The sequence below is a fragment of the Novosphingobium sp. BL-S-20 genome (assembly GCF_055521635.1).
In genome coordinates, this window is sequence record NZ_CM145494.1 from 55,902 (window position 1) to 71,373 (window position 15,472).

The following is a 15,472-nucleotide window of genomic DNA, read 5'->3' on the forward strand; positions in this document are numbered from 1 at the left end:
TCGCGGGGGCGACGGGGATTTATAGGTCGCAATCGGTTCCCAGCCGACCGATTTCCATCCCTCGATTGCATGAGACAAGAATAGAACATAAAACGAACATATGTTCGATTCGAGTCGCTTCAAACGGGCCGCGAGCCTCGTGCAGACCTCTCCGGAAGGCTGGCCGGACGCACCTTTGCAGCAGGACGGCGTGCATGAATTCTACGCGGCACAAGGCCAGGACGGCAGCGCCGCGCTGGCCCCGCCCCTCGCCCTCGCCCTTCTCTGTGCGGTGCAGGCGCGACAGCCAGGGGAGACACTGCTCTGGCTGAGACTCGCCAAGGGCAAGCAGGCCCGGCAGCGCCCTTATGCTCCCGGTCTGGCCGAACTCGGCATCGACCCCGCCGCGATCGTGCTGATGCGCCTGCCCGACCTCCAGAGCCTGCTGCGCGCGGGCGTGGACTGCGTGCGCCACGGCGGCGCGGCCACGGTGGTCCTGGAAGTGGACGGCCGCGCCCCGGCCTTCGACCTGACCGCCTCGCGCCGCCTCGCGCTGGCGGCGGAGCAGAGCGGCACCATGGTCCTGATCGTGCGCAGCGGCGCCGATCCCGCCCCCAGCGCCGCCCATAGCCGCTGGCAGGTGGCCAGCGCCCCCTCGATGCCCCTGCCTGCCGATGCACCGGGAGGGCCGGTGTTCGACGTGACCCTGCTGCGCCAGCGCGGCGGGCGGGAAGGACTCAACCTGCAACTGGAATGGGATCGTGAGAAAGGCGTCTTCCGTGCGCCGCTACCTCGCGGTCGTCCTGCCCTTCCTGCCGTCCGAACGGGCGATGCGGGAAGGCGCAGCGCCGCCTGACGCGGCCTTTGCCCTCATCGCCAAGCAGCGCGGAGCGCAGCGCATCATGGCGCTCTCCCCCGCCGCGCTGAAACGCGGCCTTGCGGCAGGCATGATGCTGGCCGACGCCCGCGCGCAGGAACCCGATCTCGCCGCGCTGGAGCACCGCCCCGAAGCCGACCGCGCCCTGCTGCTGCGGCTGGTGGAGGCCTGCGAGCGCTATACCCCGATGGTCGCCCCGCAAGGCGACGACGCGCTGGTGCTGGACCTCACCGGATGTTTCGACAGCCTCGCCATGGACGAAAGCGGCGTGCTGGACGATCTCGCACGCCGCCTCTCCCGGCTCGGCTTCCACCCGCTGGCCGCCTGTGCCGGAACCCCGGATGCCGCCCTCGCCCTCGCCCGTTTCGGCAAGCGTTCCCTGCGCGAACTGCCGGTGGCCGCGCTGGGCCTCGGAGAAGACGCCCATCTCGCCCTGAAACGCGCCGGGCTGCGCACGATAGGCCAGCTCGCCGACCGCCCCCGCGCGCCGCTGGCCGCCCGTTTTGGCAAGGCCATGTCGGTCGCCCTCGCCCATCTGCTGGAGGAGCAGGACCGGCGTATAACCCCGCACCGCACCCTGCCCCCGATCTGGGTCGAGCAGCGCTTCGCCGAGCCGATGGCCACGGTGAAACCCCTGCTCGGGGTGATCGCGTGGCTGGCCGGAGAGGCGCGGAACCTGCTGGTCGCGCGCGGACGCGGCGGGCGGCGCTACGAAGTCTCGCTGTTCCGCACCGACGGTCATGTCGCCCGCCTCGCCGTCGACAGCGGCCTGCCGCTGCGCGACCCCGCCGATGTCGTCCGGCTGTTCCGCGAGCGCATCGAATCGCTCGCCGACCCGCTCGATCCGGGCTTCGGCTACGACCTCCTGCGCCTTTCCGTCCCTCTGCACGAAGACCTTTCCGAAGGGCAGGAGCGGCTGGACGAGGACAGTTCCGGCAGGCCCGACCTCGCCCCCCTGCTCGACCGCCTGCAAGTCCGCTTCGGCGCCGAATGCCTCCACCGCTTCGCCCCGCGCGACGAGCACTTGCCCGAATATGCCGATCGGCTCGTGCCCGCCGCGTCTCGGCCGGAGTCATGGCCCTTGGCGGAAGCGGGCGAGCCGCCCCTGCGCCCGCTGTTCCTATTCGACCCGCCCCAGCCGATAACCGTCCTTGCCGAAGTACCCGACGGCCCGCCGCGCCGGTTCGGCTGGCAGGGCAGGCAGCACCGGGTCGTGCGGCAGGAAGGCCCCGAACGCATCGCCTATCCCTGGTGGAAGACGGTCGAGGCCAGCGGCCCGACGCGCGACTACTACCGGATCGAGGACGAAGACGGCTGCCGCTTCTGGCTGTTCCGCCACGGCCTCTATGGCAGCGAGAAGACCGATCCGCGCTGGTATCTCCACGGCGTCTTCGCATGAGCGAGGGGCCGCCTCCTTATGTCGAGTTCGCGACGACGACCGCCTATTCGTTTCTGCGCGGGGCGAGCACGCCGGGCGAGATGGCGATCACGGCGATGGGGCTCGGCCACCCCGGCATCGGCATTGCCGACCGCAACACCGTGTCCGGCGTCGCCCGCGCCCTCGCCGCGCTGCGCAAGCTCGCGGAAAAGGCCGAAGCGGACGGCGAGACCCTGCCCGATTTCCGCCTGATGGTCGGCGCGCGGCTGGTCTTCGCCGACGATACCCCGGAAATCCTCGCCTACCCGACCACCCGCTACGGTTGGGGCCGCCTCACCCGCCTGCTCACCACCGGCAACTTGCGCACCACCAAGGGCAACTGCGTGCTGCACCTCGACGACCTGCTCACCTTCCTGGAGGACATGCAACTGATCGTCGCCACCCCGGCTTCCGACGACCTCCTGCGCCGACTCTCGAATGCCGCGCCCGGCAAAGTCTGGCTCGGCGCGACGATGCTGCGACAGGGCCGCGATGCCCGCCGCCTCGCGGCCTCACGCGAACAGGCGGCCATGACCGGCGTTCCGCTGATCGCCATCAACGACGCCCAGTACGACAAGCCGGAAGCGCGCCCCCTCCACGATGTCATGACCGCGATCCGCGAGAAGACCACCGTGCAGGCCGCCGGTCGCCGCCTCGCCACCAATGCCGAACGGCACCTGAAGCCCGCCGCCGAAATGGCCCGCCTCTTCGCCGCCGCCCCCGAAGCCATCGCCGCCACCCGGGATTTCATGGACGGCATCGCCTTCAAGCTCGACGACCTCAGCTATACCTACCCCCATGAACCCGTCCCCTACGGCTACACCCCGCAGGGCTGGCTGACCGAGCTGGTCTGGAGCCGGGCCAGCAACCTCTATCCGCAAGGCATTCCCGACAAGCTGACCGGACTGCTCGCCGGGGAACTGGAGATCATCGGCAAGCAGGGCTACGCCGCCTACTTCCTCACCGTCCACGATATCGTCCAGTGGGCGCAGGGGCAGGGCATCCTCTGCCAGGGCCGGGGATCGGCGGCCAATTCCGCGGTCTGCTTCGTGCTCGGCGTCACCGCCGTCGATCCGGTAAAGCACACCCTGCTGTTCTCCCGCTTCATCTCCACCGAGCGCAAGGAACCGCCGGACATCGACGTCGATTTCGAGCACGAACGGCGCGAGGAGGTGATGCAGTACATCTACAAGCGCTACGGCCGCGACCGCGCCGGGATCGCCGCCACGGTGATCCACTACCGCTCGCGCAGCGCCGCCCGCGACACCGGCAAGGCGCTGGGCCTGAGCGAGGACGTAACCGCCCGGCTCGCCAGCACCGTCTGGGGCAGCTACGCCGCGAAATACGACCGCAACCGCTGCCTCGAAGCCGGACTCGATCCCGACAACCCGACGATCGCGCGGGTCAATCGCTTCACCGAGGCGATTCTGGAATTCCCCCGCCACCTCTCGCAGCACGTCGGCGGCTTCGTGCTGACTCAGGACCGGCTCGACGAGACCGTGCCGATCCATCACGCGGCCATGGACGAGCGCACTTTCATCGAGTGGGACAAGGACGACATCGACACGATCGGCCTGATGAAAGTCGATATTCTGGCGCTCGGCATGCTGACCTGCATCGGCAAGGCTTTCGAAATGATCGAGACTCACATTGGCCGCCAGTACCAGCTGAACTCGGTACCGGGTGACGAGAAGGATCACAGGAACAACCCTCCCCACGTCAAAGCGGTCTACGAGATGCTTCAGAAGGGCGACAGCATCGGCGTCTTCCAGGTCGAGAGCCGTGCCCAGATGAACATGCTGCCTCGGTTGAAGCCGGTGAAATTCTACGATCTGGTAATTCAGGTCGCCATCGTGCGTCCCGGTCCGATTCAGGGCGACATGGTCCATCCCTATCTGCGGCGGCGGCAGGGCATCGAAGAACCGGAGTTTCCTTCTCCGGCTCCCCCCCACGATCCCAACGAACTGCGCAGCGTGCTCGGTGAAACCATGGGCGTCCCGCTATTTCAGGAACAGGCAATGAAGCTCGCCATCACCGCCGCGAACTTCTCCGATATCGAAGCCAACCAGCTTCGCCGTGCCATGGCGACTTTCCGCAATGTCGGCACCATCGACTCCCTCCGCGACAAGATGGTCGGCGGCATGGTCGCGCGCGGATATGCCAAGGAATTCGCCGAGCGCTGCTTCAAGCAGATCGAAGGCTTCGGCAGCTACGGCTTCCCGGAAAGCCACGCCCTCGCCTTCGCGCGGCTGGTCTGGGTCTCGGCCTATATCAAGCATCACTACCCCGCCGTCTTCGCCGCCGCCCTGCTCAATTCGCAACCCATGGGCTTCTACGCCCCGGCGCAGATCGTCCGCTGCGCGCAGGAGCACGGGGTGGAAGTGCGTCCCGCCGACGCGAACCACAGCGAATGGGACTGCACCCTGGAGCGAAACGCGAAAGACCAACTCGCGCTGCGCCTCGGCCTGCGCCAGATTCACGGTTTCCGCGAGGACTGGGCCGAGGCAATCAAGGACCATCGCCCCTACACCAATCTCGAAGACCTCGCCCGCCGCGCCGAGCTGCCGCAGCGCGCGCTCAACCTGCTGGCCGATGCCGACGCCCTGCGCTCGCTCGGCCTCGACCGCCGCGAGGGCCTCTGGGAAGCGCGGCGCACGCCCAGCGGCGAACTCCCCCTCTTCGCCGCCGCCCGCGCCCGCGAACTGGGCGAAGAACCACCCGCCGCCCTGCCCGCCATGCCGCTGTCGGAACAAGTCGCCGCCGACTACCAGACCACCCGCCTCTCGCTGAAAGCCCACCCGATGGACTTCCTGCGCCCGCACTTCGCGGCGGAAGGTGTGCTGAGCTGCGCCGAACTGGCAAAAGCGAAAGCCGGAAAGCGGGTGAAAGTCGCGGGCGTAGTGCTGGTCCGCCAGCGACCGGGCGAAGGCAAGGCGATCTTCGTCACCCTGGAAGACGAAGGCGCCATCGCCAACGTGGTGATCTGGGAAAGGCTGTTCGAGATCTACCGCCGCCCGGTGATGGCGGCCCGGCTGATGGTGGTGGAAGGCCTAGTCCAGCGCAGCCCCGAAGGCGTCGTCCACCTGATGGCCCAGCGCATCCACGACCGCACGCCGGAACTCGCCCGCCTCTCCGAAGACCACGAGACCCAGCCGCAACTCTCCAGCGCAGACGAGGTCGTGCGCCCCCAGCATCCGCGAAACGTGCGCATCCTGCCCCGCTCGCGCGACTTCCATTGAGTCGACAAGCCTTGCGGAACTTCAATCATGGGAGAAAAATGGTGCACCCGACAGGATTCGAACCTGTGGCCTCTGCCTTCGGAGGGCAGCGCTCTATCCAGCTGAGCTACGGGTGCAGTGCTGGGGCGACTAGCAGAGCATGAGCGGCGTTGCCAGCGCCAAATCCATCCATCGCATCATAGGCTTGGGAAAACCTTCTTCGGGATATCGCCAAGGCGAACGAGCCCACGCCATCCACGGCTTGAAAGTTCCCTATATGTTCTTATGATGCTGCCATGGCCGAAGCTGATTCCCCCCTCTCATCGCCGCTCACTTCCTTCGTCGCTGCCGACGTCGCTCGGGGAATCGGGCGGCTCTTTGCCCGCAACGACATCTGGTGCCTGCCGGAAATGCCGCTGCGCTGCGGGCGGCGGGCGGACCTCATGGGCATCGATGCCAAGGGCCACGTCATCATCGTCGAGATCAAGGTTTCACGGGCGGACCTGCTGGGCGACGGCAAGTGGACCGACTATCTCGACTATTGCGACCGCTTCTACTGGGGCCTGCCGCCCTCGCTGGACCGCGCGCCGCTGGAAACCGAGCCGTTCCTGCCCGAGCAGTGCGGCGTGATCGTCGCCGACGGTTACGATGCGGAAATCCTGCGCCCTGCCCCGCTGCGCCAGCTGGCCGCAGCGCGCCGCAAGGTCGAGACCGAGCGCCTCGCCCGCGCGTCACTCCGGCGGCTCGTCACTCTGGGCGATCCTCAGACCCAGCAATGGGGCAGCGAAAACTGAGAGGCGATCCGGAGCCGAGACTCCGGATCGCGGTACAAGTCAGGCGACTTCCTTCTCGATCCATTCCGGATAAAACGACGGCTCGCGCTCCGACCAGCCCGAGGCGGTGGCTGCCGCTTCGCTGATCGAGTGGAGCAGGATCTTGCGCCGCTCCGGCCGGATCTGGGGCAGCGCCGAGGCCCCGCAGAAAGCCCCCGGCAGCCAGGGCCGTGCCCAGCCACCCAGCAGGCGCTCGTAGAGGAAGCGGAACGCCGAGAACGATTCGATGCGGTCCTGCGCCAGATCGAAGGCGGCGACATGGACGAGCTTGCCCATGAACACGGTGATATCGTCGAAGCCGAATTCGTCGGGCCGCATGTCGCGCAGGGCGGTAAGGTCGGCATAGGCCTCGTACTGCTTTCGGATCGAGGTGGCCTCGGCGCCGTCACGCGCCCAGAGACCAAGCGCATCCTGTCGGCCCAGCCCCACGTCAAGGCTGCGACGGATGTAGCGCTGCTCGCAGGGCGTGAAGCTGGCGAACTCCCGCAGTTCGCTGATGGTGATGCTGGCCTTTCCCGTGTGAGTCATGGTCCTGATCCTCGTGACACGGAAGGACTATCCTCCCTGTCACAAAAACCAATTTCTGCCACATGGGTTGCTACAGCCTTAACTGCGCAAAGGTTTGTCCCCCGTAATTCCGGCAAGATTCATGCAGGATTTCAATTCGGGACAGTTTGAAAGATACCGATTCCCGCACTTTTTGCGCGGAAATCGGCCCTCTCCCGCCAGGGAGAAGGCCGATCCGAAGAAATCGCGGCCTGCAAAAATTCAGATGAGTCCGGCGAGCGGGCTGGACGGATCGGCATAGCGGCGCTGCGCCATACGTCCGGCGAGGTAGGCATCGCGGCCCGCTTCGACCGCCAGCTTCATCGCGCGGGCCATGCGGATCGGATCGCGCGCCTCGGCGATGGCAGTGTTCATCAGCACGCCGTCGCAGCCCAGTTCCATCGCCACGGCGGCTTCGGAGGCCGTGCCGACGCCCGCGTCAACCAGCACGGGAACCTTGGCCCCTTCCACGATCAGGCGGACCGTGACCTTGTTCTGGATGCCGAGGCCCGAGCCGATCGGCGCGCCAAGCGGCATGACCGCCACGGCACCGGCTTCCTCAAGCTGCTTCGCGGCGATCGGATCGTCCACGCAGTAGACCATCGGCAGGAAGCCCTCGTTCGCGAGGATTTCCGTGGCCTTCAGCGTCTCGCGCATGTCGGGATAGAGCGTGCGCGCCTCGCCCAGCACTTCCAGCTTCACGAGATCCCAGCCGCCCGCCTCGCGCGCCAGACGCAAGGTGCGGATCGCGTCGTCGGCGGTGAAGCAGCCTGCGGTGTTGGGCAGGTAGGTGATCTTCTTCGGATCGATGTAGTCGGTCAGCATCGGCGCCTTGGGGTCCGAGACATTGACCCGGCGTACCGCGACAGTGACGATTTCCGCGCCCGAAGCCGCGACCGCAGCCGCGTTCTGCTCGAAATCCTTGTACTTGCCGGTGCCCACGATCAGGCGCGAGCGGAAGGTTCGGCCAGCAACGGTCCAGGTATCAGCGGTATCGGTCAAGGTTCGCATCCTTTCGGGGAACGGGCATTTCAGGAAAGTGGGCGCGCGCGAACAGCGCAGAAAAACTTAGCCGCCGCCGACGAAGTGAACGATCTCCAGCACATCGCCATCGGACAGCGGGACATCGGCCAGGGTCGAGCGCGGGGCGATCTCGCCGTTGTGCTCGACGGCGACCTTCTTGGGATCGAGGCCGATCCCGGCAACGAGGTCGGCGATCGACGAGCCGGGTGCCACGCGGCGCGGTTCGCCGTTCACGGTGAGGGAGAGTTCAGCAGCCATGGGCCGCAGATAGCGCAGAGAATCGATTTGGAAAGCGCCAAAACGGCACTTTTCAATGCGCGCGGTGCAGGTTCCGGATATGCGCGAAGGCGACGAGCGCAACGCCGATAATCGTCAGGATCGATTCCGCCAGCCCGTGACCGACCGCGATTGCCGTCGCCATCAGAGCCAGACCGAGGCCGCCGATCACCAGCGGCGCGACGCGGCCATGGCGCATGACGCCGAAGCCCAGCGAGACCACGCCGACCACCAGCGCCAGCACCAGACCAACGCGGTGAACTTCCGGCGAAAGCAAGACTTCACCGCCAAGGCCCAGGAAGCCGACGAAGAACACACCAAGCACGCAATGGATCGCGCAAAGACCGCTGAGCAGGATACCTGCCCGGTCCAGCCGGTTTCGAATCGCGATGATGGCGGTACGCATGGATGTCCATGTATGTGACGTTGTAACATTCATCAAGCCCTGACCGTATGACGAAACATTCGATCGACGCGCCTCTTGCGCATTTCGTCGCAAGCTCGCAGGGATTTGCGCCATGAGAGTTTCTGACGGTCGTCCCATCCTCGGCACAGCCGACGATATCGCCCCCATGGTTCGCTGGCTGCTGTTCGTGGCTGCGCTGGTCGTCCTCATCGTCGCGGTCGGGGGGATTACCCGGCTGACCGAGTCCGGGCTATCGATCACCCAGTGGAAGCCGCTGACCGGCGCGATCCCGCCGCTGACCGATGCCCAGTGGCAGGCCGAGTTCGCCCGCTACAAGCAGATTCCCCAGTACATCGACGTCAACGGCCCGGCAGGCATGACCCTGGCGCAATACAAGTTCATCTACTTCTGGGAATGGGTCCACCGCCTGCTGGCCCGTGTGATCGGTCTGGCTTTCGCGCTGCCGCTGGCGTGGTTCTGGTACAAGCGCACGATCCCGCTGGGCTACAAGCCGCGCCTGATCGCGCTGCTGGCGCTGGGCGGGCTTCAGGGCGTGGTGGGCTGGTGGATGGTTTCATCGGGCCTGACCCCGGAGGCCGCCGACCGGGTGAATCACTTCCGCCTCGCCGCGCACTTGCTGGTGGCGCTGACGACGCTGGGTGGTCTTGTCTGGACGGCGCTCGACCTTCGCGAGTTGCGACGCGGTCAGGCCCCGGCCCGTCTGACCCGATTCAGCGCCATCGCGCTGGGCATGCTGTTCTTCCAGCTCTTCATGGGCGCCATGGTCGCGGGCCTGCGCGCGGGCTATGTCGCAGGCATGGGCTGGTTCAGCATGGACGCCTGGCCGTTGATGCAGGGCACGTTCTTCCCCGAAGGCGTGGAATGGGCGGGCGGTGCGCTCCATGCGCTCGTCAACGATCCCTTCCTGACGCACTTCGTCCATCGCTGGTGGGCCTGGGCCGTGGTCGCAGTGCTGGTGGTCATGGGCCGCCGCCTCAAGGCCCGCCATGCCCGCCTTGCCTCGATCGCGGTGCATTCGGCTTTCGGCACTCAGGTGTTGCTCGGCATCTTCGCCGTGTGGTCGGGCGTGGCGCTCTGGCTGGCCGTGGCGCACCAGCTCTGCGGCGCGCTGCTGGTCGCCGCGACGGTCTGGGGCGCGCATTGCCTCGGCCGCCGCGATCAGGTCGGTCTCGGCATGTGAGCGGGATTGAGGTATTATTTTACCTCTCTGGAAACCCGCAGTCTGCTTGACTTGAAGGCCGGTTTCGACGATTTGGCCGCCTTCCCGCGGTGCCGGAGATTCGTGAAAGCGATCGATTCGGCCTCGCGACCTGAACATTAGGGATAGACCAGCCATGAAGGCGCTTACGAAGGTCACCCGGTCGATCAAGCCGGCCGAGGTGGAAAAGAAGTGGCATCTGATCGATGCCGAAGGTCTGGTGGTTGGCCGTCTCGCGGTCGTCATCGCAGACCTCCTGCGCGGCAAGCACAAGCCGAGCTTCACCCCGCACGTCGATTGCGGCGACCACGTCGTCGTGATCAACGCCGAGAAGGTGAAGTTCACCGGCAAGAAGCTTGGCGACAAGACCTACTACAAGCACACCGGCTATGCCGGCGGCATCAAGGAAGTCACCGCGGACAAGGTCCTCGGTGGTCGCTTCCCCGAGCGCGTGCTTGAAAAGGCTGTCGAGCGCATGATCCCCCGTGGCCCGCTCGGCCGCGACCAGATGCGCGCCCTGCACCTCTATGCAGGCACCGAGCACCCGCACGGTGGCACCCAGCCCGAAGCACTCGACGTCGCTTCCATGAACCGCAAGAACAAGGTTGGCGCGTAATGTCCGATACCGAAACCGTACAGAGCCTGTCCGACCTGAAGGACCTGGGCGAAGTCGCCGCCGTTGAAACCTCGGAAGAGGCTTTCACGCCCGTCGTTTCGAACGCGCCCCTGCGCGAGCAGCAGCTCGACGCCTACGGCCGCGCTTACGCCACCGGCCGCCGCAAGGACGCCGTGGCCCGCGTTTGGGTTAAGCCCGGCACCGGCAAGTTCATCATCAACGGCCGTGACCAGGAAGTGTACTTCGCACGTCCGACCCTGCGTCTCGTCATCAACCAGCCCTTCCAGGTTGCTGGCCGCGACGGCGCCTACGACGTGATCGCCACCGTCAAGGGCGGCGGTCTCTCGGGCCAGGCCGGTGCCGTGAAGCACGGTATCGCCCAGGCGCTCTCGAAGTACGAGCCTGCCCTGCGCGCGTCGGTCAAGGCCGCCGGCTTCCTTACCCGCGACCCGCGCGTCGTCGAGCGTAAGAAGTACGGCCGTGCCAAGGCACGTCGTAGCTTCCAGTTCTCGAAGCGCTAATCCGCTTACCGAGAGCTTCGGCTTTACGAAAAGGGGTCGCGGGAAACCGCGGCCCTTTTTTGTTGCAGCTTGGGAAGCGACTTCAGCGACGGCGGCGGAAGGGTTCGCAGGCCACGCCGTCTCCATCGCCATCCATTTCCCGGCGGTAGCCCGGTTGGCCGACATGAAGCGGCGCCCGTCCGGCCGCCCATGCCTCGCGGCAATTGCGGAAGTAGACTCCGCTGCTCGGTGTGGCCGCACGCGGACCTGGCGCCGGGCGGCGGACCGATTGTACATTATCGCGAGGCTGGGCCGCATACGCATGGTCGAGGGGGTGCGCCGCCCGATAGTCGCCGGGCTTGTCGAACGTCCATCCCCAGATACCGGCCTTTTGGGCCCGTGCACCGGCTTCTGTGTTCACATAGGCCTGCGTGAAATGCGGCAGAGCGATGGCATAGCCCATGCGCACCATCGTCTCGCCCAGATCGACATCGCCGACCCGGCAAACCGCCACGACCCGGCCATAGTCGTCGGTGTCCTGCTGGGTGCAGAGCACGGCCCGGTCCGCTACCAGCCGGGAAAGCGCCTGTCCGGCATCCACGCCGCAAGCCCAATTGATGCCGCCGCGAGCGCAAGTCTGCGCCTTTTCCACCGCATCGATGCCGAACAGACGAATTCGCGCGCCGGTCATATCCAGCGTGTCGCCGTCGACGGCGACGACGTTCCCTGAATAGACCTGCGCCTGAGAGGGCAGGGCCACCAGGCCGGATGCAAACAGTGTTGCCGCTATGAGAGCACTTCGCATTCGGAGGGTCCGCTTTGTCGCCCGCTTGCGGGCCATACAGGGCCATCCATAACCACGATTTCTTGCCAATTGCTTCCGGCGCCGACAGCCGTCGATGCGATGCCCTCTCATGCCAGATACCTCGCTATAGCAGGTATCTTTCCATGCCCTGTATCAATTTTCACAAGGTATCTTGCGTTACACAGTAGCTGTCTATATACACTCCTCATCCGCAGGAGATGATTCGATGTCCGAAATCGAAGTACAGCTGAAGAAGGGGGTGCTCGGTCTTTGCGTGCTCGCCCTGCTGTCGCGGGGGGACAGTTACGCCTACGAGATCGCCAGCCGCATGGCCGCGGCGGTCGATATGGGCGAAGGGACGATCTACCCGCTCATGCGCCGCATGCAGTCGGACGGCCTCGTCGCGACTTACCTGGAGGAATCGCCCTCCGGCCCGCCGCGCAAGTACTACCGCATTACCGAGACCGGCCGCAGCCGCCTTGCCGAACAGGTCGAGGAATGGCGCGGGTTCACCGCCGCCGTTGACGGTCTGCTCGACGATGCCGCTGCCGTACCCACAGACGCCGCACCCAAGACAGAGGAGCCGAGCCATGACGCGTAACGAGTTCATCCGTCGCCTGAAGGCCGGCCTCAAAGGCATGCCGCAGGACATCGTCGCCGAAATCGTCGCCGACTACGAAGAGCACTTCGAAGCCGGTAGCGCCGAAGGCCGCAGCGAACAGGAAGTGGCCGCCGCGCTCGGCGATCCCGGCCGCCTCGCCCGCGAACTGCGCTTCGAGGCAGGCTTCCGTAACTGGGAAAGCGGCCGCTCGCCGTCTTCGGCCTGGAGCGCGATCCTGGCCTTCATGGGCCTGGCCACCATCGACATCCTGATCCTGCTGCCCATCGTGCTGCCGGTTCTGGGCGTGATGTTCGGCCTCTACGTCGCCACCCTGATCGCCTTCCTGGCAGGCGGCTTCATCCTGATCGCCGGGCCGTTCAGCGGCTTTCCGGGCGGGGTGCTAGTCGCCATCCTCGGCGGGCTGGGCACGATGAGCGCCGCCGTGGCGATCGCCGCGCTGCTGACTCTGGTCAGCATCTGGATCATCAACGCCATCATGTGGTTCGGCCGCCTGCACTACCGCGTGCTCGAACCCGCCATGCATTCGCAAGACTGAAAAGCACGAGAGAAAGGAACCAAGTGATGTTCAGGAAACTGCTCATCGTATTCGCCAGCGGCGTGATCCTGACGATCGTCGCCTTCAGCGCAGCCTGGGTCGTCGGCGGGGACAAGTTCCGCCGCAACGTGAACGAAGGCGACATCAACTGGACCTTCGGCAGCGATGACGATGCCGCCGACAGCCCCCAGATCACCCGCAACTTCGCGATCCAGCCCGGCGCCCGCCTGGCCATGGACGTCCCGGTGCAGCTCGTCTTCACCAAGGGCGACAAGGCCGAGATGGTCGTCAGCGGCCCGCAGAAGCTGGTCGACCGCCTGACCTGGGAAGACGGCCGTCTGGCCGTTAAGGGCAGCTGGCACGGCCGCAAGGGCCTGAAGGTCCGGATCACGGCGCCCGAGATCGAAGGCCTGGATTTCGACGCCCCCGGTGACGTCACCCTGACCGGCCTCGATCAGGACAGCCTGACGGTGAACGGCAACGGCGCACTCAGCCTGGCCGCCACCGGCAAGGTCCGCAAGCTGGCCGTCACCACCGACGGCGCAGGCAGCCTCGATTTCGGCAAGGTCGATGTTCAGGACGCCACGGTCGAAGTGAACGGCGCCGGAGACCTGACGCTGGGCGCGAGCGGCAATGTCCGTGTCGAGATCAACGGCATTGGCAATGTCACGCTGGTCCGCAAGCCCGCCAGCCTCAAGACCGAGATCAACGGTATCGGCAACGTCAGCCACGACTACAAGTAAACCGAAGGAAACCGAGGCGCCGCCGCGATCCTTTCGCAGGCGGCCAAAATGACAGCCCAAACAAAAAAGGGCCGCACCGTCGAAACGGTGCGGCCCTTTTTTGTTGTTCCGAGTGGATTTCGGTCAATGCACCGGCGGATCGACCGGCGGTACCGCGCCAACGGGCGCGACCGGCTCACCAAGTTCGCGCGGGGGCAGGGCGTTTTCGGGGACCTGGTCGATCTGCATCGCCGCAGTCGGCACATGTTCGAGATTGCGGGCGACCACCCGGATCTCGTCACCGTCGATGGTGATCTCGTTGAAGCTGGGCGGCGTCGAGCGGATCCGCTTCGACAGCGTACCCGCACCGATCATCCGCAGCGGCCCGGTCAGCGTCTGGGCGGTGAGATCGAAAGCGTCGTGAATGTGCCCCGAGAGCACGGCCATGACCTTGCGCCCGGCCAGGACTTCCATCGCATGCGTGCCGTTGATCGTCAGCAGCTTGCCATCCTTGGCGCGCCGCTCGATCAACGGATGGTGCGCGGCGACCAGTACGCGGGTACCGGCGGGCAAGGCATCGATGGCGGCAAGCGTTTCGGCCAGCGCCTTTTCCGTCACCCAGCCGTTCGACCAGGGAAAGCGCTGCCACTGTGCGCGGGTCGTGGTCTTGAGCGGGACAATCGCCACGCCCGGCAGGTGGAGTTCGGCCTCCACCAGATTCTCGATCGCGTGGAAGCGCTTGTAAGGCGCGAAAAACCGCTCGTAGAGATTGAAATAGGGAATGTCGTGATTGCCGACTTCGACGGTGACCGGGATGTCCAGCCCCTTGATCCAGCGCGCCGCCGCATCGAATTCGGGATGGCGCGCGCGCATCGTCAGGTCGCCGGTGATCGCCACGGCATGGGGCTTCTCCCGCTCGATGCAGGATTTCGCCCAGTCCAGCGCGCGCTGATCCTCCAGTCCGAAATGGATGTCGCTCAAATGGAACAGGCGGATCGGGCCGCCCGCAGGGAAGGAATTTTCAGGAACCATCACGCGTCGTTACCAGATCGACTTCGCAAGTCGCGAGGTAAAACACCTCTTCGGCCGCTCCGTCGAACGGTTCGCCGTCGATCAGCAGGCCCATCGGCTCGCCGGACGGGCAGACCAGCCTGATTTGGCGATGATTCCCGAGCGAATCGTGCGGTCCATCGCGAAAATCGCGGTTGAGCAGGGCGATGCCCTGTCCGGCATAGTCGGCCAGCGATTCCGCGTAATAGCCGTTGGCCTCCAGCCCGTCGTCGCCCGGCGTCACGGTGATCGCGGCATAGCCTTCCTCACGGCCGCAATCCGCTTCGGCGCAGACGACCTTGGGACCGTTCGCCGACCAGGAGATCGCCTGGGCCGCGGTATTGACGAATTCGATCACGTTCAGCGCCCGCATCGCCTCGCGCACTTCGTTCCAGACCGTACCGGGACCGGCGAGAATGCCGGTCAGGCCCACGCCGTGCCGACTGGAAATCACTGTGGGCCGGATCGTTTCCAGCACGCCCGCGCCGAGCCTGGCGATGATCTCCGTAGCCGGGACATCGCCGTGCAGCCGCTTGGGCAGCATGTTCATCGTACCGCCCGGCAATACCAGCACCGATCCGCTCCAGCCCGCAGCCTCGGCCACCACCGAATGCGTGGTACCGTCACCGCCGAACGTCACCAGCATGTCCACTTGCGCGGCATCGAGCACGGCGGGGGTAGGGGCCTCCTCGTCCGGAAACCGCAGAGTCCGCGCGACCGGGAATCCGGCCTCGGCCAGGGCCTGCTCGACAGCGGCGACGGAAGCATCGTCGTTGCTGCCGCTGGCTGCATTGCACACGAGCCAGACTTGCGGGCTCGGAACGGGAG

Annotated in this window: 17 protein-coding genes and 1 tRNA gene; 10 read left to right on the forward strand and 8 right to left on the reverse strand. The window is 66.0% G+C overall.

The features are described from left to right. Positions 1–100 precede the first annotated feature (100 nt). The 3 genes from ACZ1II_RS07905 to ACZ1II_RS07915 are packed head-to-tail and all read left to right on the forward strand — an operon-like array spanning position 101 to position 5,512. Positions 101–835, forward strand: coding sequence for an ImuA family protein (locus ACZ1II_RS07905; protein WP_465145931.1), 735 nt, complete (start codon positions 101–103; stop codon positions 833–835). Beyond that, positions 759–2,255, forward strand: coding sequence for a Y-family DNA polymerase (locus ACZ1II_RS07910; RefSeq protein ID WP_465145932.1), 1,497 nt, complete (start codon positions 759–761; stop codon positions 2,253–2,255). The genes ACZ1II_RS07905 and ACZ1II_RS07910 overlap by 77 nt, the downstream gene beginning before the upstream one ends. Next, positions 2,252–5,512: an error-prone DNA polymerase gene (locus ACZ1II_RS07915; RefSeq protein ID WP_465145933.1), complete on the forward strand. Its 3,261-nt coding sequence runs from the start codon at positions 2,252–2,254 to the stop codon at positions 5,510–5,512. The genes ACZ1II_RS07910 and ACZ1II_RS07915 overlap by 4 nt, the downstream gene beginning before the upstream one ends. A 39-nt stretch (positions 5,513–5,551) precedes the next feature. On the opposite strand, the gene ACZ1II_RS07920 is transcribed toward ACZ1II_RS07915, so the two are convergent. After that, positions 5,552–5,628, reverse strand: a tRNA-Arg gene (locus ACZ1II_RS07920). A gap of 159 nt (positions 5,629–5,787) precedes the next feature. On the opposite strand from ACZ1II_RS07920, the gene ACZ1II_RS07925 reads away from it, so the two are divergent. Then, entirely contained in the window at positions 5,788–6,285 is a 498-nt protein-coding gene (locus ACZ1II_RS07925; protein WP_465145934.1) for an MmcB family DNA repair protein, read from the forward strand. Between the two features lie 39 nt (positions 6,286–6,324). Here the strand turns inward: ACZ1II_RS07925 and ACZ1II_RS07930 are convergent, their stop codons facing one another. From ACZ1II_RS07930 to ACZ1II_RS07945, 4 genes are all read right to left on the reverse strand, one after another. Next, a complete protein-coding gene (locus ACZ1II_RS07930; protein WP_465145935.1) occupies positions 6,325–6,852 on the reverse strand; it encodes a hypothetical protein in 528 nt (175 codons plus the stop codon). 240 nt (positions 6,853–7,092) lie between these two features. After that, positions 7,093–7,881: a thiazole synthase gene (locus ACZ1II_RS07935; protein ID WP_465145936.1), complete on the reverse strand. Its 789-nt coding sequence runs from the start codon at positions 7,879–7,881 to the stop codon at positions 7,093–7,095. A 57-nt stretch (positions 7,882–7,938) separates the two neighbouring features. Next, positions 7,939–8,151, reverse strand: coding sequence for a sulfur carrier protein ThiS (gene thiS / locus ACZ1II_RS07940; protein ID WP_465145937.1), 213 nt, complete (start codon positions 8,149–8,151; stop codon positions 7,939–7,941). A gap of 52 nt (positions 8,152–8,203) precedes the next feature. Beyond that, positions 8,204–8,575: a MerC domain-containing protein gene (locus tag ACZ1II_RS07945; protein WP_465145938.1), complete on the reverse strand. Its 372-nt coding sequence runs from the start codon at positions 8,573–8,575 to the stop codon at positions 8,204–8,206. A 112-nt stretch (positions 8,576–8,687) separates the two neighbouring features. On the opposite strand from ACZ1II_RS07945, the gene ACZ1II_RS07950 reads away from it, so the two are divergent. From ACZ1II_RS07950 to rpsI, 3 genes are all read left to right on the forward strand, one after another. Beyond that, positions 8,688–9,776, forward strand: coding sequence for a COX15/CtaA family protein (locus ACZ1II_RS07950; protein WP_465145939.1), 1,089 nt, complete (start codon positions 8,688–8,690; stop codon positions 9,774–9,776). Positions 9,777–9,930: 154 nt separating this feature from the next. Further along, positions 9,931–10,410 carry a 50S ribosomal protein L13 gene (gene rplM / locus ACZ1II_RS07955; RefSeq protein WP_021234910.1) on the forward strand — a complete coding sequence of 160 codons (480 nt, stop codon included), beginning with the start codon at positions 9,931–9,933 and terminating at the stop codon, positions 10,408–10,410. Continuing rightward, positions 10,410–10,931, forward strand: coding sequence for a 30S ribosomal protein S9 (rpsI, locus tag ACZ1II_RS07960; RefSeq protein ID WP_465145940.1), 522 nt, complete (start codon positions 10,410–10,412; stop codon positions 10,929–10,931). Before rplM ends, rpsI begins: the two co-directional genes overlap by 1 nt. A gap of 82 nt (positions 10,932–11,013) precedes the next feature. On the opposite strand, the gene ACZ1II_RS07965 is transcribed toward rpsI, so the two are convergent. Further along, positions 11,014–11,670 carry a thermonuclease family protein gene (locus ACZ1II_RS07965; protein ID WP_465145941.1) on the reverse strand — a complete coding sequence of 219 codons (657 nt, stop codon included), beginning with the start codon at positions 11,668–11,670 and terminating at the stop codon, positions 11,014–11,016. Between the two features lie 271 nt (positions 11,671–11,941). On the opposite strand from ACZ1II_RS07965, the gene ACZ1II_RS07970 reads away from it, so the two are divergent. Genes ACZ1II_RS07970 through ACZ1II_RS07980 form a run of 3 tightly spaced genes read left to right on the forward strand, consistent with a single transcriptional unit; the run spans position 11,942 to position 13,615 of the window. Further along, a complete protein-coding gene (locus ACZ1II_RS07970; RefSeq protein ID WP_465145942.1) occupies positions 11,942–12,316 on the forward strand; it encodes a PadR family transcriptional regulator in 375 nt (124 codons plus the stop codon). After that, positions 12,306–12,872 (forward strand): DUF1700 domain-containing protein, encoded by a 567-nt coding sequence (locus ACZ1II_RS07975; protein WP_465145943.1) that lies wholly within the window; start codon positions 12,306–12,308, stop codon positions 12,870–12,872. Before ACZ1II_RS07970 ends, ACZ1II_RS07975 begins: the two co-directional genes overlap by 11 nt. 26 nt (positions 12,873–12,898) lie before the next feature. Further along, on the forward strand, positions 12,899–13,615 hold the full coding sequence (locus ACZ1II_RS07980; RefSeq protein ID WP_465147258.1) for a GIN domain-containing protein: 717 nt from the start codon (positions 12,899–12,901) through the stop codon (positions 13,613–13,615). 123 nt (positions 13,616–13,738) lie between these two features. Here ACZ1II_RS07980 and ACZ1II_RS07985 read toward each other — a convergent pair whose 3' ends face one another. Both ACZ1II_RS07985 and ACZ1II_RS07990 read right to left on the reverse strand, forming a co-directional pair. Further along, the gene (locus ACZ1II_RS07985; protein ID WP_465147259.1) at positions 13,739–14,626 is read right to left on the reverse strand and encodes a metallophosphoesterase family protein; all 888 of its coding nucleotides are present in this window, start codon (positions 14,624–14,626) and stop codon (positions 13,739–13,741) included. Continuing rightward, the gene (locus ACZ1II_RS07990; protein WP_465145944.1) at positions 14,616–15,443 is read right to left on the reverse strand and encodes a diacylglycerol kinase family protein; all 828 of its coding nucleotides are present in this window, start codon (positions 15,441–15,443) and stop codon (positions 14,616–14,618) included. The genes ACZ1II_RS07985 and ACZ1II_RS07990 overlap by 11 nt, the downstream gene beginning before the upstream one ends. Between the last annotated feature and the right edge of the window lie 29 nt (positions 15,444–15,472).